Source organism: Patescibacteria group bacterium (genome assembly GCA_040387855.1).
In the GTDB taxonomy this organism is placed as follows: Bacteria; Patescibacteriota; Minisyncoccia; order Phycocordibacterales; family JAKAEA01; genus JAZKCY01.
Map to the genome: position 1 here is coordinate 912,798 of JAZKCY010000001.1, position 22,148 is coordinate 934,945.

General features: G+C 39.0%; 25 protein-coding genes. 6 read left to right on the top strand and 19 right to left on the bottom strand.

Annotated elements, in window-relative coordinates:
* The first annotated feature begins 4 nt into the window (after positions 1-4).
* Positions 5-1,357, top strand: a complete 1,353-nt coding sequence (locus tag V4519_04975; GenBank protein ID MES2437331.1) for a cation:proton antiporter — start codon at positions 5-7, stop codon at positions 1,355-1,357.
* A 50-nt stretch (positions 1,358-1,407) separates the two neighbouring features.
* Here the strand turns inward: V4519_04975 and V4519_04980 are convergent, their stop codons facing one another.
* From V4519_04980 to V4519_05050, 15 genes are all read right to left on the bottom strand, one after another.
* Positions 1,408-1,611 carry a hypothetical protein gene (locus tag V4519_04980; GenBank protein ID MES2437332.1) on the bottom strand — a complete coding sequence of 68 codons (204 nt, stop codon included), beginning with the start codon at positions 1,609-1,611 and terminating at the stop codon, positions 1,408-1,410.
* Between the two features lie 89 nt (positions 1,612-1,700).
* Positions 1,701-2,123: a 50S ribosomal protein L11 gene (rplK, locus tag V4519_04985; protein MES2437333.1), complete on the bottom strand. Its 423-nt coding sequence runs from the start codon at positions 2,121-2,123 to the stop codon at positions 1,701-1,703.
* A gap of 56 nt (positions 2,124-2,179) precedes the next feature.
* Positions 2,180-2,725, bottom strand: a complete 546-nt coding sequence (gene nusG / locus V4519_04990) for a transcription termination/antitermination protein NusG (GenBank protein MES2437334.1) — start codon at positions 2,723-2,725, stop codon at positions 2,180-2,182.
* A gap of 5 nt (positions 2,726-2,730) precedes the next feature.
* Positions 2,731-2,916: a preprotein translocase subunit SecE gene (gene secE, locus V4519_04995; GenBank protein ID MES2437335.1), complete on the bottom strand. Its 186-nt coding sequence runs from the start codon at positions 2,914-2,916 to the stop codon at positions 2,731-2,733.
* Positions 2,917-3,019: 103 nt separating this feature from the next.
* A complete protein-coding gene (locus V4519_05000; protein MES2437336.1) occupies positions 3,020-3,823 on the bottom strand; it encodes an SIMPL domain-containing protein in 804 nt (267 codons plus the stop codon).
* A gap of 9 nt (positions 3,824-3,832) precedes the next feature.
* Positions 3,833-4,612 carry a phosphatase PAP2 family protein gene (locus V4519_05005; GenBank protein ID MES2437337.1) on the bottom strand — a complete coding sequence of 260 codons (780 nt, stop codon included), beginning with the start codon at positions 4,610-4,612 and terminating at the stop codon, positions 3,833-3,835.
* Between the two features lie 26 nt (positions 4,613-4,638).
* Positions 4,639-4,908 (bottom strand): hypothetical protein, encoded by a 270-nt coding sequence (locus V4519_05010; GenBank protein ID MES2437338.1) that lies wholly within the window; start codon positions 4,906-4,908, stop codon positions 4,639-4,641.
* Between the two features lie 9 nt (positions 4,909-4,917).
* Entirely contained in the window at positions 4,918-5,433 is a 516-nt protein-coding gene (locus tag V4519_05015; protein MES2437339.1) for a sigma-70 family RNA polymerase sigma factor, read from the bottom strand.
* A 73-nt stretch (positions 5,434-5,506) separates the two neighbouring features.
* A complete protein-coding gene (locus V4519_05020; protein MES2437340.1) occupies positions 5,507-6,376 on the bottom strand; it encodes a class I SAM-dependent methyltransferase in 870 nt (289 codons plus the stop codon).
* 93 nt (positions 6,377-6,469) lie between these two features.
* On the bottom strand, positions 6,470-6,673 hold the full coding sequence (locus V4519_05025; protein ID MES2437341.1) for a hypothetical protein: 204 nt from the start codon (positions 6,671-6,673) through the stop codon (positions 6,470-6,472).
* A 69-nt stretch (positions 6,674-6,742) separates the two neighbouring features.
* The gene (locus V4519_05030) at positions 6,743-7,927 is read right to left on the bottom strand and encodes a trypsin-like peptidase domain-containing protein (GenBank protein ID MES2437342.1); all 1,185 of its coding nucleotides are present in this window, start codon (positions 7,925-7,927) and stop codon (positions 6,743-6,745) included.
* A gap of 3 nt (positions 7,928-7,930) precedes the next feature.
* A complete protein-coding gene (locus V4519_05035) occupies positions 7,931-8,464 on the bottom strand; it encodes a hypothetical protein (protein MES2437343.1) in 534 nt (177 codons plus the stop codon).
* Between the two features lie 15 nt (positions 8,465-8,479).
* The gene (gene mscL / locus V4519_05040; GenBank protein MES2437344.1) at positions 8,480-8,941 is read right to left on the bottom strand and encodes a large conductance mechanosensitive channel protein MscL; all 462 of its coding nucleotides are present in this window, start codon (positions 8,939-8,941) and stop codon (positions 8,480-8,482) included.
* A 5-nt stretch (positions 8,942-8,946) separates the two neighbouring features.
* Positions 8,947-9,423, bottom strand: coding sequence for a GtrA family protein (locus V4519_05045; protein ID MES2437345.1), 477 nt, complete (start codon positions 9,421-9,423; stop codon positions 8,947-8,949).
* Positions 9,424-9,437: 14 nt separating this feature from the next.
* A complete protein-coding gene (locus V4519_05050) occupies positions 9,438-10,613 on the bottom strand; it encodes a bifunctional glycosyltransferase family 2/GtrA family protein (GenBank protein ID MES2437346.1) in 1,176 nt (391 codons plus the stop codon).
* 155 nt (positions 10,614-10,768) lie between these two features.
* Between V4519_05050 and V4519_05055 the strand changes: the two genes are divergently transcribed.
* The 4 genes from V4519_05055 to V4519_05070 are packed head-to-tail and all read left to right on the top strand — an operon-like array spanning position 10,769 to position 15,614.
* Positions 10,769-11,356 carry a hypothetical protein gene (locus V4519_05055; protein ID MES2437347.1) on the top strand — a complete coding sequence of 196 codons (588 nt, stop codon included), beginning with the start codon at positions 10,769-10,771 and terminating at the stop codon, positions 11,354-11,356.
* A 16-nt stretch (positions 11,357-11,372) separates the two neighbouring features.
* Positions 11,373-12,569: a glycosyl hydrolase family 8 gene (locus V4519_05060; GenBank protein MES2437348.1), complete on the top strand. Its 1,197-nt coding sequence runs from the start codon at positions 11,373-11,375 to the stop codon at positions 12,567-12,569.
* Positions 12,570-12,580: 11 nt separating this feature from the next.
* The gene (locus V4519_05065) at positions 12,581-14,128 is read left to right on the top strand and encodes a glycosyltransferase (GenBank protein MES2437349.1); all 1,548 of its coding nucleotides are present in this window, start codon (positions 12,581-12,583) and stop codon (positions 14,126-14,128) included.
* Positions 14,109-15,614 carry a glycosyltransferase family 39 protein gene (locus V4519_05070; GenBank protein MES2437350.1) on the top strand — a complete coding sequence of 502 codons (1,506 nt, stop codon included), beginning with the start codon at positions 14,109-14,111 and terminating at the stop codon, positions 15,612-15,614. The genes V4519_05065 and V4519_05070 overlap by 20 nt, the downstream gene beginning before the upstream one ends.
* 39 nt (positions 15,615-15,653) lie before the next feature.
* Here V4519_05070 and V4519_05075 read toward each other — a convergent pair whose 3' ends face one another.
* Positions 15,654-15,992, bottom strand: coding sequence for a hypothetical protein (locus V4519_05075; GenBank protein MES2437351.1), 339 nt, complete (start codon positions 15,990-15,992; stop codon positions 15,654-15,656).
* Positions 15,993-16,036: 44 nt separating this feature from the next.
* Between V4519_05075 and V4519_05080 the strand changes: the two genes are divergently transcribed.
* Positions 16,037-16,588, top strand: coding sequence for a hypothetical protein (locus V4519_05080; protein ID MES2437352.1), 552 nt, complete (start codon positions 16,037-16,039; stop codon positions 16,586-16,588).
* 536 nt (positions 16,589-17,124) lie between these two features.
* On the opposite strand, the gene V4519_05085 is transcribed toward V4519_05080, so the two are convergent.
* The 3 genes from V4519_05085 to V4519_05095 form a co-directional block, all read right to left on the bottom strand.
* Positions 17,125-18,909: a hypothetical protein gene (locus V4519_05085; protein ID MES2437353.1), complete on the bottom strand. Its 1,785-nt coding sequence runs from the start codon at positions 18,907-18,909 to the stop codon at positions 17,125-17,127.
* 125 nt (positions 18,910-19,034) lie between these two features.
* The gene (locus V4519_05090) at positions 19,035-21,527 is read right to left on the bottom strand and encodes a hypothetical protein (protein MES2437354.1); all 2,493 of its coding nucleotides are present in this window, start codon (positions 21,525-21,527) and stop codon (positions 19,035-19,037) included.
* Between the two features lie 84 nt (positions 21,528-21,611).
* Positions 21,612-22,079: a type II secretion system protein gene (locus V4519_05095; protein ID MES2437355.1), complete on the bottom strand. Its 468-nt coding sequence runs from the start codon at positions 22,077-22,079 to the stop codon at positions 21,612-21,614.
* Positions 22,080-22,148: the final 69 nt, after the last annotated feature.

A 22,148-nucleotide genomic window follows, 5' to 3' on the forward strand; every position in this document is an offset into this window, starting at 1 on the left:
TAATATGAAAAAGTTTCTACCCTACGCAACACTTATTATATTTTTAGTAATTATTTCATCATTAGGTCAGTGGGCATTTGGTTACGCACCGTCACTCATTCACGATATCGATCTTCAACTGTTGGTATTAGGAGGAGTTCTTTTTATTGGATACTACATAAACCGGATTGCGCCACATACTGCAATTCCTTCTTTTGTATGGGCAATCTTTGCTGGTATGGCAATGCAACCAATGCTCGCTACCTATACAAGCGAACTTAATAGCGTAAAAATCTTAATGGAAGTTTTTGCTGCTATTATCCTCTTTTCTGGAGGACTTGATATTCCGTTTAAGAACTTTAAAAAATGGTTCTTCCCTATTGCATCTCTCTCATTAGTTGGAGTGATCTTATCATCTGTCTTTTTTGCAGTTGCATTAAGCTACATTGCGAGCTGGTTTGGACTTCTCACACCTGAATTACTACCATCTATAGTTATATTAAGTGCAGCGCTTGCATCTACCGATCCTACAGCAATTATTCCAACCCTTGCTACGCTCCGATTTAAGCGAAGCTATATCAAACAAATTGCAATTTCAGAAAGTGCTCTTACTGACGTGAGTGGAAGTATTCTCACACGATTCCTACTTTTAGCCATGCTTGGTGCAGCTGCAAGCACACATACTGGTTTGTTTAGCTATTTCACCCCACTCATTAATAAGACTACCTATGATGCTCTTGCACTTCAGATCCTCACCGGGATAATTGTTGGTTATATTGGCTTTATGCTCATCAAGCGCTTCTATTCAGAAAATGGGACTCATTCAACTGGCCACAAAGAAGCCGATCCAGCACTTCTAGTCTCAGTGCCAATATTTACTTTTGTACTTGGAAACGTATTGGGAGGTGCAGGATTCCTTGCTGCATTTATGGCTGGACTCTTTTCTGATATTGGCCTTGGATTGCGTCAGGCATCAAGATTTACAGAAAGTCTTTTGAATCACCTCATCAAACCATTTATTTTCATAATGCTTGGTGCATTAGTGCCAGTAGCAACATTGCTTGATCTAGCACCAATTGGAATCCTTTCAGCATTCGTATTTATGTTTGTCATTCGTCCGCTCGTTGTATTTATTTCCCTATTACCTTGGATCAAACAGTTTACGTTCTCAGATTTACTTTTCCTAAGTTTTATTCGAGAGACTGGAATTATCGCAGCTATTCTTCTCATCATTGCCGCAACATTCAGTATCATCACTTCACAGTTTGTTATCGCGATTGGTATGTGGGTAATTCTCCTTACACTTGTTATTGAGCCTCCACTCACGCCTTATATTGCTCGGAAAATTGGAGTACTATCTGATAGACCTTCTAAATAATTCCCTACTAAAAAACACCCTGAGATTAATCTCAGGGTGTTTTTTAATAGTTATGACATGCTTTCATCATCATCTCCATCCACACTTCCTCCATCATCATTTGATGAATCATCTGCTGGTGTATCAGTACTTTCATCGGCTTCAAAAGAAGCAGGTCGTAATGTTTGAATTTCAATGCCATCTAAATCTGAAATTGGTCCAGCATCTACGGGCTGAGCATCATCGTTGTGATTCTGATTTTGGTCGTCGTTCATTAGGTTATATCTAGTTTTTAATAAAATAAGTATACAAAAAATCCCTACGCAATGCGAGGGATTTTTTGGTTTATGTAATCTAAAAGAGATTATTTAACATCTACGCCCATTGATCGAGCTGAACCTTCGATAATCTTCATTGCGGCATTGATATCAGCAGCATTTAGATCAACGAGTTTCTTTTCAGCAATAGTTTTAATTTGAGCTTTTGTGATAGTACCAATTTTTGCTGTGTTTGGCTTACCTGATCCCTTTTCCTTTCCAATCGCTTTTAGGATGAGCTGACTTGCAGGCTCAGTCTTATAAAAAAGCTTGTAGGTTCGGTCATCGTACACTTCAACAACAGTAGGAACAATTTCCCCAACTCGTGCCTTCGTTTCATCGTTGAATCGCTTTACGAATTCACCAATGTTGATTCCGGCGCCTCCAAGTACTGGACCAAGAGCCTGACCTGGAACGGCCTTACCTCCAGGAATTTGCATCTTTAGAATTTTTGTAACTTTCTTTGCCATCGAATTATTGTTTAGATATATATTAGTGTGAAGCGTAACAGTGCTAAGACTTTAGCTTAAATCTTGCGAATTTGCAAGAAATCTAGCTCTACTGGAGTTTCTCGGCCGAACATGTTTACAAGCACTTCTACCTTACCTCGTTCCTGATCAACCTTGTTTACCTTACCTTCAAGATCCTTAAATGGACCGTCAGCAATCTGAACATGATCTTCTACTTCAAGATCAATGTTGTGCTTAGGTGTATCATTTTCCATTCGTCCCATAAGAGCATCAATTTCATGCTTGTTTATAGGTACAGGATATACTCCAGAACCTACGAATCCAGTTACACGAGGAGTGTTTCGAACTACATACCATGAATCGTCAGTAACGATCATATCTACGAGAATATAACCCGGGTATACTTTTTCTTCTTCTTCAATTCGCTTGCCTCCTTTTACCTTAATTTTCTTTTCAGTAGGAACAACAACTTGGAAAATTTTGTTCTCCATTCCAAGAGATTCGATTCGCTGTCGAAGATTTCGAGCAACAGCATTTTCGTATCCCGCATAGGTGTGGATCACATACCAATTTCGTCCTTCGTCAATTTTTTGTTTTGACATGTATATTAAAAGTTATTGATGAGATATTGAAGCCCCATTGAGAAGATATAATCGAAAAATCCAAGAATGATAGCAAGGCCGAGTGAAAGAAGGATAACTACAAGGGTGAAAACTGTAGCCTGGCGTCGTGTAGGCCACGTTACATGCTTTAATTCCCCTCGTGTTTCTCTGATGTAGCTAAATAATGACATAGTGGATTGATTATATCTCAAATTCCGGTAATTAAAAACCGCCGGGTGGCGATCTTTAATATAATACTCTATTTGATAGTTTTGTCAAGAACCACTTCTTACCTTATCTTATTTCGTAGGTAATAGTTACAACAGTATTTACTTTATTCTCTCCTGCTGGAAGTGATGGCGCTGCACCTCGTGCATCCATTGCCTGATTCATAACCTTTGATTCGTATGCTGCTGGCATTGGGTATGGCATTCCTGATCCTGATTCAACGAAGCTTGTGATTCGTACAAGTCTTACTCCAAGATCATTTGCGAGAATTTCAGCCTTTGCTTTTGCATCTTCGATAGCTGCCTTTCGAGCTTCTCGCATGATAGCTTCATCATCGTTGAATGTCATTTGAAGTCCAGAAACATTCTGTACTCCTACTTCTCCAATTCCACCCAAGATAGTTCCCGCTTGTGCTGTGTCTTTTACTTTCACGAGCACTGACTGTAATACTTCATATCCAATAAGTACCTGCTTTCCTGGCGCACAGTATCCAGATACACATGCTGATGCCTGTCGGTATTCGTATTGTGGATTGATGTTATAAGAAGTAGTTTTAATATCTTTTTCTTCTATCTTTGCATCCTTCAAGTATGCGAGAGCTTTATTTGTTTTTTCAGTTGCTTTATCCTGAGCAATTTTTGGGGTTGCCCCTGTTTCAATTACCGTAAACGTAAAACTTGCTACATCAGGTACTGCAGTCATTTCTCCTTCTCCTGTTACGGTGATTTGAGGCTTTGCATCAGCAGAAAGATCATTTTCTTGCCATCCACGAACAGTACCTACGGTAAGTACTAAAAGGAAAAGTGAGGCTAGCGCTAAAAACACACCACCACCAATCACCAACGGTCTCTGCCATGAATTATTGTTCATAAAAATAAATTATTGTTGTTTTACCTCGCTGTTACCTATACTACGCAGCTCAGTGGACTGAGTAACGTAATAATAACCAATAAAAAATATGAGGAGTGTAAAAATGATGCCAATACGTATATAGTTTTTATTTTGAAATATCGCCTTTTTATGCCCATTTTTATTGCGAAAATAGTGAAATAAACCAATAGAACTTGATAAGAATGCGACACCTAAAAGCCAGCCAGCAAGAACATCTGTTGGCCAATGAACACCAAGAACAATACGTGAGAGACCAATAAAAATAATGAGTTCAGCTGTAACAAGAATCACAAGCACACGCTGCCATGTTGTTTTACATAGGTGGAAAAGCCCGTGACCCACAAACCCATAAAACATTGCAGCAGCAAATGCATGTCCACTAGGAAATGCATAGCCACCCTGAGTAATGGCGAGGAAATCTTCAGGTCGTAATCTTCCAAAGGTAATTTTAAATAATCTAATAACACCCTCACCTACCGCAAGTCCAAACAAAAAGAAAATGATTATTTGAAATTCATGTACGATAAATAAAAGAATCAAAAGGAATATAAAAACAGCAGCGACAACTTCTGGATTTGCTAAGTAGGTAAAGAAAAGCGCGATTTTAGTGAGCTCGGGTGACGCATGAGAAATAACAGAATTTCGAATTGATTCATCATATGAATGAATAGCTTCTGTCACTTCTCCACCACTATTTACGGCAACTGCTATAGCAGCAAAAAGAATGCATGATATGAGGGCACTGTAAAACCATAAACGGATGCGCATATAAGCGCAATTATACTATAAAAAACTTATTGTAGCGCTTCAAAAATAGATGCCATATTAGATTTTAATGGATAGAGCATATCTCCAGGTCCACTGAAAGCTGTATATACAATCGCTCCCCCAAATATAACAATACTAAAAACTGTAGCTATTACGAAAAAAGAAGTATTCACTAGTGTTCGCTTTTTATTTAATCTAGAGCTTTTTTCCTGCACTGGATGCTGCTCCATAAATTCTAAGAGTGATGCACGAATTGCTTGTTTTTCATCTTTTTGTAATGAGTACCGTCTATTCATAATTAATATTTAAGGTGTCGCTAAGTTGAGCATTTCTTGAACCTTTTTGATTCCTCGGTTGATTCGTACAGAGACTGCATTTTCAGATTCACCAAGCATACTTGCAATCTCTTTTGGAGAATAATCTTTTACATATCTCATGAGAATAACTTCTTTATATTTGTCATCAAGCTTATTGATATGTGAAAGCATTGTATCTACTTCTACATTAAAAATAGTTTTTTTATGGTCTTGAACTGGAGCATCAAATCCACTAGCTTCCTGAAGTGCCTCAAGAGATACCACTTTTTTCTTGCGGTATTCATCAATGATCATATTATTGGCAACTTTAAAGAGAAAGCCCTTAATATTGTTTACTTCTTTACCTGAAGATAGATATTCCCATGTTCGTGCAAAAGTCTCTTGTACGAGGTCTAGGGCCAATTCTCGATTGGATACCTTAAAAAAGCAATGTCGAAATAGCTGATCGGCCATTTCGTCATACAGCTTTATGAATTCATTTGTTTTTTCAGCACTAGGTGTCACAATATGTATATTTATTGTCTTGGTAGTAAGTGTACACCCTACCACGTCTTTAAGCAAAGTCAACAGTATCCATCTATGCTGACCATCGAGCAAAAATTCCTGATGGTAATAGCTTTTGTGATGAAGTTTCTTGAATAGTGAGTTCTCCTATCTCAATTTTACCCTTCCACGCTTTCATCAACTCATCCAAATTATTCTTATATGCAATAGCTGAGTATCCTGAAGCATATCCGTTTATGATAAAAAACAACGGTTGATCAGATAAGATTTGTTTACATTCTTCAAGCAAAGGAAGTAAATCATCTTCAATTTTCCAAACTTCTTTATCTGCCCCATGACCAAATGCCGGAGGGTCCATAATAATAGCATCATACTTGTTCCCTCGTTTTATTTCTCGATGCACGAAGACTCGTGCATCATCCAAAATCCATCTGATTGGTTTTTCTGAAAGTCCAGAAATCTCTGCATTTTCGCGTGCCCAGGTAAGGGCTGTTTTTGATCCATCAACATGCACAACTTCTGCTCCTGCTTGTGCAGCAGCAAGTGTTGCTCCCCCTGTATATCCAAAAAGATTTAACACTTTAATAGGACGTCCTGCATTTTTTACTTTGTCTTGAATCCAATTCCAATTTGGAACATGTTCAGGAAATAATCCAGTATGTTTGAATGTAGTAGGTCGAATCCAAAACTTTAATCCAGCTAATTCTATTTCCCAACGTTCTGGAACATCTGAAGATTTTTCCCATCGTGCATTTTCACTCGTGCGCAAAAAGACTGCTTTGGCTTTTTTCCATTCAGTTTCTGGAAGTGATCGTTTCCACAAAGCTTGAGGATCGGGTCGTGAGACAATGATATCGCCATAGCGTTCAAGCTTTTCGCCTTCACCACTATCAAGCAGTTCATAACCAGCTTCAGGTTTAGTTATTTCAATTTTGAAATCCATATATGGCCATACTACTATGTTTACATAAAAAACAAAACAACATTCGTGCTGAAGGAATGTTGTCTTGTTTAAAGGTTATAACTTTAGTCGCTCTTATTGACCTGTCTGTCCTCCTGTGTCGCCTCCTGTTGGGAGATTTACATTAATACTTGCTCCTGGATTAGCAGGCGCAGGTGTTCCACGATTCTGAAGATAAGGAAGTCCGAATACTGCTAGTAGAACTACAATCAAGAGTACTACGAGGATTCCTACAACCACACCTGTTCCAGAACTTTCTCGTTCGATTACAGTTGTCATAATAATAAGGTAATTAAAATTAAAACGACCTTTACTATACAGACGAGCAAACCCGCAAAACATTACACACTACTGTGTTTGAGGGAATTCACCGAGTACAAGTGTAATAATACGCTCCTGACCAGATCGCAAAATTTTAAGACTTATCGTGTCACCTGGTTTCTTGTTCCGAATAATTGATGATACTGACTTATCAGCTGTGATTTTTGTTCCTTCTATTTCGAGAATTATATCTCCATCTTTTATGCCAGCTCGTTCTGCAGGTGAATCCTTAACAACCCCAGATTCACTTGCTCTACCACCACTTACTTCTACTCCATTTTCTACAGTACCATAGCGAATTCCCATATAAGGTCGACTCACTATCCCGCGAGTTCGTACAGAATCAACAGCAGTCTTCACACTATCTGCAGGTAAGGCAAATCCGATATTCTGTGATCCAATAGCTACAGCAACGTTTACTCCAATTACATTTCCAGCAAGATCAAGTAACGGACCACCAGAGTTTCCTGGATTAATAGCAGCATCCGTTTGAATTACTTCATTTAATTCTTCAGATACTCCTGCTCCGTTCCCTGCAATGAGTGATCGTGACAATCCAGAGACAACCCCCACAGAAACAGTATTTCTAAATTCACCCAGTGCATTTCCTATTGCAATTACTGTTTGTCCAAGCTGAATATCTTTTGAAGAAGCAAATGTAAGGTAAGGATAATCCTTGGCAAATTCTGGTTCGATTTTAATAAATGCTATATCTTCAACAGGATCTTTTGCAACTACTTTTGCAGGATGTTTTTTACCATCGTTTGTATATACCGTGTATGCAGCATCTTCATCATTGACTACATGTTGGTTTGTTACGATAAGACCATCGGGAGCAACGAAGAATCCTGATCCCCCACCCACTTGTCGCTCTTCAGTTCCATTCTGCGTATATTCAGGAGTATCGAAAATATCACCAAACAAATCAAAGAACGGACTTCGCGATCGGTTGTTACTACGTTCAAACACAGGCACATCTTTTGTAATAATAATTGAAACTACTGCAGGGTTTGTTTTTTCTACAGCTTGAACGACTGAAGTATCAGCACCTTCAGAATGTGAAGCAACCATTGTTCCTTGATTACTACCTAACAGATACAAAGCCACTTGTGTCTTGTTTGAGAAAACCAAACCTACAGTAAGAGCAACTACTATAATTGCTGTAATTGCACTTGTAGCAATAACTATAAGAATATTTTTCTGATCATGCATAGGTTAATCGTGAAGACTTACTAATTTATTAAGATCTGCGTATCTCACTTTTGCGTTACCTCGCAGCGCACATATTTTTATAAACTCCTGATTATCATTTACTGTTGCCGTAATGAGACGCAATGATGGATAATTTGTTTCAGCATTTGTGGTATTAAGTACCCGAACATCATACTTAGTAAGAATTCCCATTGCTGTTGCGAAATTCACATCAGAAGTAAAACCCACTAAAATAGAACCACGTTCATATTCAGTATTTGTTGCCCGTGTTTGCTCCCACAAATCTTCAGCACATGCTGCGGAATTATTTGGAGCTGGAGATGGAGTTGCTGTAGTTGATGATCCAGTAGATGTTTTTATACCTGAATTTTCCGATTCTGGTGTAGTACTAGCACTATCTGTAATTATAGGAGTTGATGTAGCGACAGGTGGTCTATAGGGAATCGCTCGAGATGGACGTGACGTAAGATATAATCCCCACCCGATTAAACCAAACAAAATGACGATACTACCAATGATATAACTTCGTGTTCTCATACTCTCTATTATACCCTAAGATATTTGAGAGGTGCACTGCGGACAACGGGTTGCCTTAATTGGGATAACAGACATACAAAATGGACATGGTTTGGTTGTCGGAATTTCTTCATTGCCTTCATTTCTTCGTCGGTGAAGTGCATTCATCCATCGAACCAACATAAATACCACAAACGCGGTAATAATAAAGCTGATTACATCATTTATGAATAATCCGTATTTAAGCACTGGAGCGCCTGCCTGTTCTGCATCTGCTAAAGATTTAAAATCTTGACGACTTAGGTCAAAATAAAGATTTGAAAAGTTAACTTTGTTGAGTGCTAGTCCAATAGGCGGAAGTACAATATTTTTAACAAGAGAATTAACGAGATTATTGAATCCAGCACCAACAATAATACCAACAGCGAGATCAATAACATTTCCACGAAGTGCAAATTCTTTAAATTCCCGAGCTAAATTTTTTGCTGAAAAAATCATACTAATTAAGATTTAAATACCCACAAGCGATTAAGAAAAAAGTTCCAAAATATTGTTACTAATGTTGCTACAATTTTTGCTACAAGATCATGCATACCAATATATCTTCGTAAAACTGCAAAAAGAGCAAGACTCAACAACAATGCAGTAATAGTACTGATATAAAACTTTGTAGCCTCTCCCATTGATGCTCGCTCTTGTCGTTTGAATGTCCATGAGCGATTGAGGAAATAACTAAAAGTTGCGGCAGCAGCAAATGCAATAATGATAGCTATAGCATACTTACTATCACCTTCCAGTAATGTGAGTGGTGAATATCGAGTGAGTATATAATACGCACAAAAGTCTATTGCTGTGTTTGCTACACCAATAATACCAAATTTCACAAACTGGTGAAGTGATTGTTGAGTCTTATGTGATTTTACAAACACAGCTATACAAGCTAAGACAAGACCATCAAATCTAGTAATAAGAGAGTTCATGGAAATAGTATACACTAGCCAACCTGTGTTCCGTTTTCATACACAGCAGGAATAACGATCAAGTGATTCTTGATAAGAAATATCCATGACACTGTGAGGTTCCATGCAAAGCTAATAGTTGTTGCTAATACAATTGCAAGAATATCATTTACCCCAAGTACTAGGAATGATGTAAGTGCTGAAGTGTTTATAAAGAATGCGGCTGCAAGAATAGCGTACATTGTAACTCGCCCACTTCGTGTCTGTGTTGATTGTGGGAATACCCAGTACGAACCAGTAAGCAAGATTGGAAGACTTCCAATAAAGAATGCAGCACTCTTCGCAATGATAAGATGATCAGCAAAAAATGGAATTGATCGAGTGAGTGCTAAATAAAAGATCCAGTCTATTGCAGTGTTGATTGCTCCTAAAATCAAAAACTTAGCTAGAATAATATGTCGCTGATCTCCAAGTCGTTTATCATACATACCATAAATTCCGTTTGAGAGATTGAGCTTAATCTGAAATGTTTCCTTAAGCATCCGAACCATTCCCTTTAATGTTACGTGTGTTCGTTCATCATTTACCCAAGTAATTGGTTCTTCTTTAATCTTAAAACCAAACAATTTTGCGATAGCAAGAATTTCCACATCAAATGCCCATGCAACTATTTTTTGCTTGCTAAATATCTTTTCTGCAGCTTTAGCTGTAAACATTTTAAAACCGTTTTGTGAATCTGTAATTCCTAGAGGAACCATCATATGAATCATTGTTCGAAATATAGTTCCCAATAATTCACGTAATTTACTCTGATCTTTCACGAGCACAGATCCATCGATTCGACGAGAACTTACAACAACATCATACCCTTCTTCAAATTTAGGAAAAAATTGTTCAACATGATCAATAGTTGTTGAATTGTCTGCATCCATAAAGAGGCGGTACTGCCCGGTTGCTTCTAGCATACCTTGTCGTACGACAAAGCCTTTACCGTGATTTTTAGCATTATTACTCAAACGGAGGTTTTGAATAGATGGAAGTAAGTTTTGTACTACTTCAGCTGTTGTGTCTTTAGAACCGTCATTTACCACGATAATTTCGTAGGTGTAATGTTGTGACTTTAAATACGTATCAATAGAAAGGAGCGTAGCCTCAATTCGTTCAGCTTCGTTGTATGCCGGTATTACGACAGATAAAAGGGGGTTTTGCATGGTGATTTTATAATCTATGCATAGTGTGACGGTAAAAGACCGATTCTCTTACAGATTAAGAAGCAAACGCGGGTATTATTATACCTGTAAGAATAAGCCTTTTTTAGCGTCTTTATTCCTGAGACCGCAATCGAAATCCATTAACTGAGAAATTTATGACCATCAAAAAATTACTAAAATTACTGCTCATCCTTATCATAGTTGTAGCATTTTCAAGCACAACAATAAAGGCTTTTGCCGCAGTTGAAGATAAAGCCAACAGTAAAAAGGACGACGATGCCTCACCTACTTTATCAGAAGTCATCAAAGACTTGGTAGCTCCCTCACAGGCAACCACAACTGAGCCAGTTGCAGAACAAGAACAAACAGCTACAACAACACCCGTTGTAGAGCCAAAAGAAGAACCAAAGACGGTTGAAGAAGTTCTTAATACAGTTATCCCTCCACGAGATACCCCACAGAAAAACCCACCTACAAAATCAACAATAGGCACAACTACTCCAGTTGCAGGATCAACAGACGAGACTCCTTTCCAACGTCTTATTGGTGGAATTACACAAGGTTACTCACCTACTAATTACTACTCACCTCTCAATTCACTAAGCCCAATGGCGACCTATGCATTTAGCTTTTGTGCAATGGTTATGGGAATAGCTGGCGCAGTATGCATTCTACGTGATCCACGTGAAGCAACGGTCTGGGCACCAGAATCTATGGCAACATCACCATTATTAGAGCAATAATCCAACTACCATCACAATGTCACGAAAAACCTGGGGGATATTTTTATTAGTCGGAGCATTCCTAATTTTAGGATTTGTTGCGTATAAAAATAGTCCAAAACGACAAGTACCAATCATTTTCTCACCTCGAACTGAACTTCTTACACTGTGGGAAGCATACAAACAAGAATATATCGAGAAAGGAAGTTTTCGAGTACTTGATAAACAAAAAGATTCTATAACCACATCTGAAGGTCAAAGTTATGCAATGCTTAGAGCAGTGTGGCTTGATGACAAACCAACGTTTGATGGAGTGTGGAAGTTTACAAAAGACAATCTTCAACACAAAGAAGGAGATAAGCTTTTTGCATGGCTCTTTGGTAAGCAGCCAGATGGTTCATACGGAATTATGACAAGCCAAGGTGGCCAAAACAGTGCAACTGATGCAGATACAGATATTGCTCTTGCTCTTATCTTTGCTTCTGCGCGATGGAACAATCAGGATTATTTAAATGAAGCAAAATTGATTCTTGATAGTGTTTGGGCGCACGAAGTAGTCGATATTAAAGGCCGACCATACCTTGTTGCAAACAATCTCGAGAAAAACTCACCAACAACAATGGTGGTCAATCCTTCATACTTCTCTCCTTATGCATATCGAGTATTTGCAAAAGTTGATCCAACACATAACTGGATGGGCCTTGTAGATACTTCATATGAAGTACTAGAAAAGAGTATGGCGGCTCCTCTTGATCAAACAAAGAGTGCAAATATTCCACCAGACTGGATTTTCCTCGATAAAACCAATGGCGCGATCTTACCACCAAAGGCAGAAAATCTTTCTACCAACTTTGGATATGATGCACTTCGCACACCATGGAGAATTGCGCTTGATTGGCAGTGGTTTGAAGAACCTCGAGCAAAAGCGCTCTTAACTGATATGAAATTCCTAAGCGAACAATGGAATAGTAATTCTGTATTGTATGTGCCATATAAGCACAATGGCGAACCTGCTGAGAAACATCAATCTGCGGCCTTCTATGGCGGTACAATTGGTTATTTCATGGTAGCAGATCCAGAGAATGCAAAGGTCATTTATGACAATAAACTCCAAGTACTTTACAACCCAGATACAAATTCTTGGAAAGTTAAGCTCGGCTATTACGACGATAACTGGGTATGGTTTGGAATTGCACTTTATAACAATCTTCTCCCAAATCTCGCAGCAAATTAATTATCACCATTATGACACCCTACACAAAAACAGCCTTGCCTTCGAAGATGTCGTTTCTGTTCAACAACATCCCAAAATTCTTGGTATTTGTTGATATTGTGATTGCGATTATTTACACATTTATACTTACCTTCTGGTTTCAGGTATCAAATGTGTATCTTTTCAGTGCACTTATTGTAGGGCAAGCATTCTCATTGTGGATGGCACTCACCTTCCTTTACACCATTTGGGACATGTCATACATGCCAGAAGGTGATGATTCTTTTAGTGAGCCTGTAGATGTATACATTACTGTAGCTGGTGAACCAACAAACATTGTTGAAGAAACACTTGTCGCAGCTCTTGCAATGGAGTATCCAAAGTTTAGTGTCTATCTTTTGAACGATGGATTTGTTGCTAAAAAAGACAATTGGAAAGAAATTGAAGACTTAGCTATTAAATACGGTGCTGGATGTATCACACGTACAGTTCCTGGAGGAGCAAAAGCAGGAAATATAAATAACGCACTCAAGAATACAACAAGTCCATTTGTTGCTATCTTTGATGCTGATCATATTCCTCACAAAGACTTCCTTCAAAAGACAATGCGATACTTTGCAGATGAAAAAATGGCATTCGTACAGTCTCCTCAATACTACAAAAACTATGCTACAAATTATGTAACTCGTGGTGCATGGGATCAACAGTCACTCTTTTTCGGATCAATTCTTAAAGGAAAGAATCGTCACAATGCAGTAAGTATGTGTGGAACCAACATGGTTATCCGACGTGAACCCCTAATTGCAGTAGGTGGTATGTGTGATACCAACATTGCTGAAGACTTCGTAACAGGTCTTATGATCCACAAGCTTGGATACAAGTCTACCTATGTTCCTGAAGTACTCGCAGAAGGACTCGCACCAGAAGACTTCCTGTCATATTACAAGCAGCAGCTACGATGGGCACGAGGGAGTTTGGAAGTGCTTTTCAAGTACAATCCAATCTTTAGTAGAAAACTCACATGGGCACAAAAGATTCAATACATGTCATCTGCTAGTTATTACCTTTCAGGAATCTTTGTGATCATGAATGCGATAATTCCAATTATCTTCTTCTTTACTGGTTCTGTTCCCTTCCTGATTTCAACAATGGCATTGGCAATTGTGTTTATTCCTTATATCTTCTTACTCATTTACAGTCTCCAGCTTTCAACCAACTTCACCTATAGCTTCCAAGCAATCGCATTCTCAATGGCATCATGGTCTATTCATGTCCGCGCATTATACGAGCTTATTATTGGAAGAAAGAGTGGGTTCGCGATTACTTCAAAAACAGCGATTAAAGGAAACTTTATAAAACTAGTACGTCCTCATATTGCTTACTATGTGATAGCATTAATTGGTCTCGGTGTTGCTCTCTTCCGAGAAGGATTGAGCGCATCGGTATCAACAAACATGGCATGGGTGCTTTTGAATGTTGTCATCTTTTACCCATTTATTAAAGCATCACTTCCTGAAAAGGAATCAAAGGAAGAAGCAGCCGTTGTAACTACAAACGCATATGCATTACCAAAACGATAAAACTAATAATGATCGAAGTGCCTTTCTCCCACTATTGGGCCTCATTATCTTTGTAATTGCAATTGCGTTCCTTTTCTTTACTCAGCAAAGTCTACGCCTCGATGAAGCGCAAAGTTTATGGCAAACAAGTCATACGCCAACTAAAATATTAAACATCATTGCTCAAGATGTGCATGTACCGTTTTATCACATGATCTTGCACTTCTGGCAGTTATTTCTTGGTAATACCGTAGAAACAGGACGAGCACTTTCTCTCATTTTCTTTGTGCTCTCAATTCCTGCAATGTACTTCTTAGGTAAACGTGCATTCAATAGAAATGTTGCGTTGTTTGCAACAACTCTCTATGCTGTTTCACCATTTATGAATTGGTACGGAAGTGAAATTCGAATGTACAGTTTGCTTACACTTCTTACAATTCTTTCTCAGTATTTCTTCTTAGGAATCTATAAATTACGAGATGGTGATTCTTGGATTGGATATTCTATTGTTGCACTCTTTGGAATCTTCACCCACTACTTCTTCTTCTTTGTACTTCTTGTACAAGCATTATTCTATTTTATTTATCGACCTGGCTTTGCACCCAATTCACTTAAAAAATTTATAACTATAGCTGTACTTTTGGTACTCATATTTAGTCCATGGGTCTACTATATGCAAATTCAAGGTAGTGGAAGTACTACAGCTCCAATGCTTACTGCTCCATCTACTATTGATGTTTTCAATTCATTCTCACAATTCTTGTTCGGATTCCAGAATGATCACATGAATACCCTTCTTGTTTCATTGTGGCCAATTACAGTGCTCTTAGGATTCTTGGCTTTACGAGAAAACGAAAAAGTATCTTCAGACGCAGTGTATATGTTGATGTCGATTTTGATTCCAATGGTAGCTGCGTTTGTGGTGAGTGTTACCCTTCGACCATTGTTTGTATCACGATATCTGATTCTCACCATACCTTCTTTGTATTTATTTATTGGTTGGGTATTTTCTACCTATCCAAAGCAATTGCAGAATGTAGTAAAAGCAGTTCTTATCTTCGCAATGCTTGCTAGTCTTGCAATTGAAATTGTAAGTCCTACAACTCCAACCAAAGAAAACTACCGAGAAGCTGTAACCTATCTTGAACAGCGCACAACAGCTCAAGATGTTATTGTTCTCTCAGCACCATTCACTCGATACCCTGTAGAATATTATTATCGTGGACCAGCAGAACTCACGACCCTTCCAATTTGGAATCAGCTTACTGGTGCTATGCCTCAGTTTAGTGAAGAAAAACTTCCAGAAGAAATCAACACTATTAAGCAAGGTCATAAAATTGCCTGGGTTCTCTTAAGTTATGATCAGGGATATTCAGAAACAATCCGACTCTACATGGACAACAACTTTGAACGAATTGATACCCACGTATTCTCTCCCGACCTCAAACTCTATGTCTATAAATTAAACTACGACGAGCCAATCTTTGGTCAAGCTACATCTCAATAATAAAAACTAAAACACCCTGATTTAAATCAGGGTGTTTTGTTATGCTTCAGGATTTAATGATTCAATAAATGCCTGTACAGAATCAGGACTTTGAAAGTCAAAGAGTGTACATTTTTCTTCAGGCTTTTCCTTATCCGATACGAGGAGATAATATAATTCATACTGTTTGTAATTCTGATATTTAGTCTGTAGACGTGTAGCAAATCCCGTTAAGAGCTCTTTTGTCTTTTGTGGATCATCCATGTATAGATTAAGCAGGATTTGATCAAGTGATTTTGTAATCTGCTCACGGCTTTTTGGAGGCTCATGATAAACATGTCCATGCTCATGATCATTTGTGGGTTCTTCTTCTTGATAACTACCAAAGCCCTCATTCATACCTTAATTATGAACTCAATATTTTTTTTGTACAGTATATTAGTATGATCATTCTTGCATTTACCTTTGAAACTTGTAGTATTGCCACTGGACGAGATGTCACCCACACAAGGAGGTTAACCGTGCCTACGGAACCTAATACGATTCATGCGGTTTTCGCAGACCAAATTTGCAGCGATTGCTATGTCCCTAGGCCTCACTGGAGGCATTCGGGCGCGTTGGTTCCTGAGGGAAGCCCGCTTGGGCACTTCTGCGACGACTGCTGGGAAGTCCGCAAGAAGGGAGCAAAACTCCCCCTCGGGACAACGGTCTACACCGACCGTGCCCAGGGCAAGTACGTCCTACTTCGCTTCCCCGACAAGCTCCCGCCGCCGTCAGGAATTGAGGTTCCCGACATTGCCGCCCTTGGCGAACGTGTCAGAAGGCATCTCGGCGTGCGTGTCAACAACGCAAGCGTCATGAGAGCAGTGCAGTTCTTTTGGGATCCCAAGCTTGATCAAGAGCTCGTCAACAGGTTCTTAAACGAGCTTCATGGCGAGATCCGAATACTCCTCTTCGCCGCGCGCAACGTTCCATACGTCGCTCCGGAAAGCTGAGAAACCTGCCATCAACCTGTGTACCCCGCCGACTTCATGTCGGTTTTTTTATTGATAGTTTATGAATTTTAATAATAAAAAACAGCATCGGTTAGGACTGCTGCCAACGAACTTCTCCTCTTTTGTGCACGAAATCGTACTCGCCTTCGACAACCCCAATATACTTATACTCGGGGCTATCAACCCAGGCTACAAAGCTCATCCTCCCAAAGTCATCGGAGCTGGGCTGCTTTGTCCTCCAAACCAAAAAAACGGCGTAAAGCGAGGGACTCCAGGTATCAGACTCAGCCGATACTTTCAGCCCCAATCTCACTCGATGTCGTGCTGGCAACTGAATTCTTGCCGCTTGAGCTAGGCACAGAACGATATCTTCGGGTGCCAGCTCATTCATAATACAGAACTTCTGCTGTCCCATGATTGAGCTCCTTTTAGCAATGAATTTCCCCACGATGATAGTAAATTATTTACTAAGAAATGCAAGTAACACAAAACCCGCATACTAATATGCGGGCTTTATGCTTTTTTTCTGGTAACTATTATTTCACAAATACATTTACTGCTTTCTGAGAAAATGTAGTATTGCCGGCATTATCTTTTGATACGAAGTTGAGTGTGTATGGACCCTGGCCTTTCCAATTCCATCCAATAAAATCTACCAATGCTTCCTTGTGAGGATAATCTTGATTACTATTAAACATTTCAACAAGTCCCCCTCCGTCTACTTGCCAATACATTTTATAATCTGCAATTGCTTTGTTTGTAAGCATAGCCTTAAGTGGTACAACTCCATTCACAGAGCTACCATCTGTTGGCCACCAGATATTTGTTGAGTATGTGGTTGGTGTTGGAGTTGGAGTTGTTGGCGGGGTTGTTGTTGCTGGAGGAGTTGTTTGACCTTGGCCAACAGTGATTGTTGAAACATTTCCATTCCAATAATATGCAGTCGTCCAATTATTATTGAATACTCCTACTTTTAATTTATAAGTTCCAGCTGTTGTTGGAGTCCATGATGTTGTATACGAACCTGGTTGCCCATTTGAGACTGTTTGGTTCTCATAAAACTTCTGAAATATTTTCTGATCCGCAGAGTTATATACTTCAAGGTCTACGATTGCTCCAGATACACTTCCAGAGTTTGTAAGATCCACTTTGAGACTCACCGGATTATTTACGGTATTCCCCGTTACAGTTCCTGTTGTATTCCAAGCACCTGGTTGTGGCTGGGTTGGGTTTGTAGGATTTGTGGGTGTTGTTCCTGTTGTGCCATACCACTTTTTAAGAGTGTCAAATGCAGGCTTATTTTGAGGCGTATAATCACGATTTCCTTGTCCTCCAGCTGCAGGATCAGCTATCCAATCCCACAAATACATACCTTCTATATGTGATTTATCATTCCAAAAGCTAAACAATGCTTCATAATTATTTACTTGCTCTTGAGCATTGTATGCACCACCCATTCCACTATTCCATGGCTGACTATGAGAATTATCTACACTCATGTATCCAATCTCAGTAAAAATCACCTTCTTTCCATATTGATCTGAAATTGGTTTTATTTTCGAGGTATTCCAATTGTTCCATGATGACTTAAGGGCTTCTTGAGATGGATTCCACTGTCCTTCTGCTAGTGGGTAATATCCAGAAATACCTATGTAATCTAATTTATTCCAAAATCCAATATGTGGAACTTCTTCTGCAAAATCTCCCGATCCCCAATTTGCACTATAGGTCAAAAATCCTGGAAAACGTGTTCTTAGACTATCAATCATAGTTGACCAGCGCTGAGTATTGTCACTGTTTGACGTATACGTAGCGACGGTAATTAATTCTGATCCCACCACAATACCAGCTGCTCCTGTTTGCCTTCCGATATCACCTAAATGATTTAGTTTGGCACTGTAATTTGTATAAAAAGCACTTCTGTTACTAGGATTTATACTCGCTCGCCAAACTCCATCATGTGATTCAAGATGGGGTTTAAGAACAACTTTAAAACCGAGTGATTTTGCATAGGTAATACCATCAATCAATGCCGCGTCTGTAGGAGTATTCCATCCATTCTGAATATCAGATGCTGTTGTATTTGCTACGTAATATGGAATAACTAACGATACAGTGTTTGCACCTGTAGACCGCAAATTTCGCAACGAAGCACGATACGCCTCGGTTGCATATTCACCACTGGATGTTGGATCTATACTTGCTCCTTTTTGCCAGTCTCCTGTTGCCGCTGATGCAATGTGTGGACTTGTTAATGCAAACGATCCGACAAAAAGTGCGACTATCACAAACAGACTACAGATTTTTGATGTTGTTTTCATGCGGTTTTAATAAAGTATATAAATTATTTGACGCCGCATTGATTTAACTCTTACACAACACAACAGCACATTTCTGTGCTGTTGTGTTGTTCTGTATTTTACTAATGTCTGAACGCCTGTATGAATTAAGGATTTACGTAGATCGTAACATCTTTCTGTCCAATAACTTTCTGTTCAAGATCCTTGGCAATGAATGTGAATACATACGGACCATTATCTTTCCAAGTCCATCCTGTAAAATCTACCCATGATTCTTTTGATGTACCGTCTTCACTTGAAACCATATCTACAAGTCCTCCCCCATCTACCTGCCATGTGAGTGAATAATCTGCAGCATTTTTTCCGGTTACTCGTGCTTTAAGAAGATGTAAACCTTTCATTACCTGTCCTTCAGTTGGTTCACTTATTTCGAGAATAGGTGTAACTGGTGGAGTAACTGGTGGTGTGGTTTGTGACACTACGGTGACTTCAATTGTATATGCAGCACCTGCTGTTCCAGTTCCTGCAGTTCCACTATAAGGAACAACACGTACTGTGTGTTTCCCTAATGGAGCATTCCATTTATTGTAATTTGTACCTCCTAGATCGCCTCCAATTCCATATGGTGCATTTGTCTCAGTTGCGACTTTAACTCCATTGAGGAAGAAAACAAGGCTTCCAGGCTTAGATTTTAGATTGGGAACGATTGTTATATTTGGAGTTTCTGCAAGATTGATAGTATCAGTTGCATTCAATACTCGAATTGGCTGATCAGTATCTGAATTGTAGAGTGAAAGTGATTCTATAACTGTGCCAGTTGTAGGTGGAGGAGGTGGTGGTGTTGTGCTCTTTGCAACAAAGGTTACATCAATAGAAAGAGATGTTCCTATACTTCCCGCTGCACCACTTTGTGAGTAAGGAGTAGCCTTGATTGTATGCTTACCAAGTGGAGCACTCCATGGAGTATAATTTCCTCCTGCGTCAGTTCCTAATGCATATGGTGCAGCACTTTCTGTTCGAATAGTTTTACCATCAACAAAGAATTTAACACTCTTTGTACCGGTGCCTGCAATTGCTTGGATATTCATTTCAGGATAATCAGCAAGAACCACAGTATCTCCTGTTTTTAATTCTCGTACCGGTTTGTCAGTCTTAGCATCAATCAACATGAATGCAGAAACCTTATTACCAGTAGGTGTAGTTGGTGGTGTAACAGGTGGAGTCACTGGAGGTGTTGGAGGAGTACCAGTTCCTTGTGGCACTACAAACGATACGACACTATTTCCCCAGTATAAATTCTTTGACCAATCATTTGAGAATACTCCCACTTTCACAACATGCTTTCCTGTTGTTGTTGGGGTCCAATTCACAGTATATTGACCAGGCATACTATTTGAAATAGTTTGATGATCATATACTTGCTGAAAGACTAGCTGATTTGATGCATTATAGATTTCAATATCAACAACAACATCTGATGCTGATTGTGAATTTGTAACTTTTACTGAAAGATTTGAGGCAGTATTCACTGGATTGATAAGTCCAGATGCTGATGCTCCCCACACTCCTACAGGATTTGGATTACCGGTACCTTTGAACCACTCTGTCATTGTTTGCTGAGCCTTTTTGTTTTGAGGAGTGAAATGGTTTTCTGATGGCCCTCCAGTATTTGGATCAATGTTCCAGTTCCAAAGATGAACACCTTGCATATATGGCTTGCTATCCCAATATTTGAACAATGCTTCATAGAGATTTGCTTGTTCTTGTTCATTTACATTTCCAGCACGACTTCCGTTCCATGGATCTGAATGTGCACCATCAACACTTCTGTATCCTATTTCAGTAAAGACGATTGGTTTTTTATAAGTATCGTAAAGAGGCTTAATTTTAGTTGTATCCCATGTTTCCCATGACTTCATAAAACTATCTACTGTTCCTCCTGACAATGGGTAATATGCTGAAATTCCCAAGTAATCAAGTTTGTCCCAGAAAGCGATATGTGGTGCTTCTTCAGCAAAATCTCCTGCTCCCCAGTTTGCACTATAGGTAAGTAAACCAGAGTATCGTGCTCGAACATCAGCAATCATTTTCACCCATCGCTGAGTGTTGTCTGGATTTTCAGTGTAGGCAGCTACATTAATGAGTTCTGTTCCAATACAAATCTCTTCAGCTTTTGTTTCCTGAGCAATTACAGCAAGTTTGTTCAACATAGCTCCATAACTTGCATACCAGGTATTTCGATTTGTTGGTTTTATGAGAGCTCTCCATGTTCCTCCACGTGCTTCTATGTGTGGCTTAAGCATCACCATCATGCCCTGACTATGAACATAATTGATAGCATCTTTGAGTGAGGCATCGGTAGGTGTATTCCATCCACTAAGAATCTCAGAACCAGAATTACCTTCTTGGTAATAAGTAACTACAAGAGACACGTAGTTTGCACCTGTAGATTTCAAATTTCGTACAGACTGCTTAAACTGTTCTCCTGAGAAGTCAGTTGTTGATAACGAATAAATACTGGCGCTTTTTTGCCAGTTTGAAATATCTGCCTGTGTATTATTTGCTAAAAAAGGCATATAAGAGGCCAAAAGACCTACAATTATAGCCGGAACCATCATTAAGACCATTATCTTTTTCATATAGAGTAATAGACGCTATATGGCCGAGCTTCTTACAGCTTTTTAAAGATGAGGTTTTGATTAAGTAACCCTAAAAATAAGCAATTATAGGCAGGTTACATCATCCACAGCACTCAAACTTGAACCTGCAGTTACCTCAGCTTTTCCTAAATAATCCACACAATACAATCCACCGGGAGTAGACTTTAATGGGATTTCAATTGCCCACCCAGTAGAGGTGTCATTACATGTTGAGCTATCATAATTACCAATTGCATCTACAGATACTGATACATCAGAACTTTCAGCAGCAGCTGCATTTACCATAGGATATATTCCCCCTACAGTTCCTTCTGTACAAATGGTGTCATAACTAAATTCGAAACCCGCATTATCTGTTGCAAATTGTTCTGCCTGAGTACGTGCACTTGCTAGATTAGTTTTTACCGCTGTATCACTTGCCTTACTTCGAGCAACATTAAGAGAAACTAAGATGACAGCAGATAAAAGACTTATTATTGCAATAACTACTAAAAGTTCTATAAGAGTAAAACCGTTTTTATTTTTGCTCATGTTTACTACATTATAAGACAATAAATTTTATTAACTAGGGATAACAAAACCACTCATACTTGTATGAGT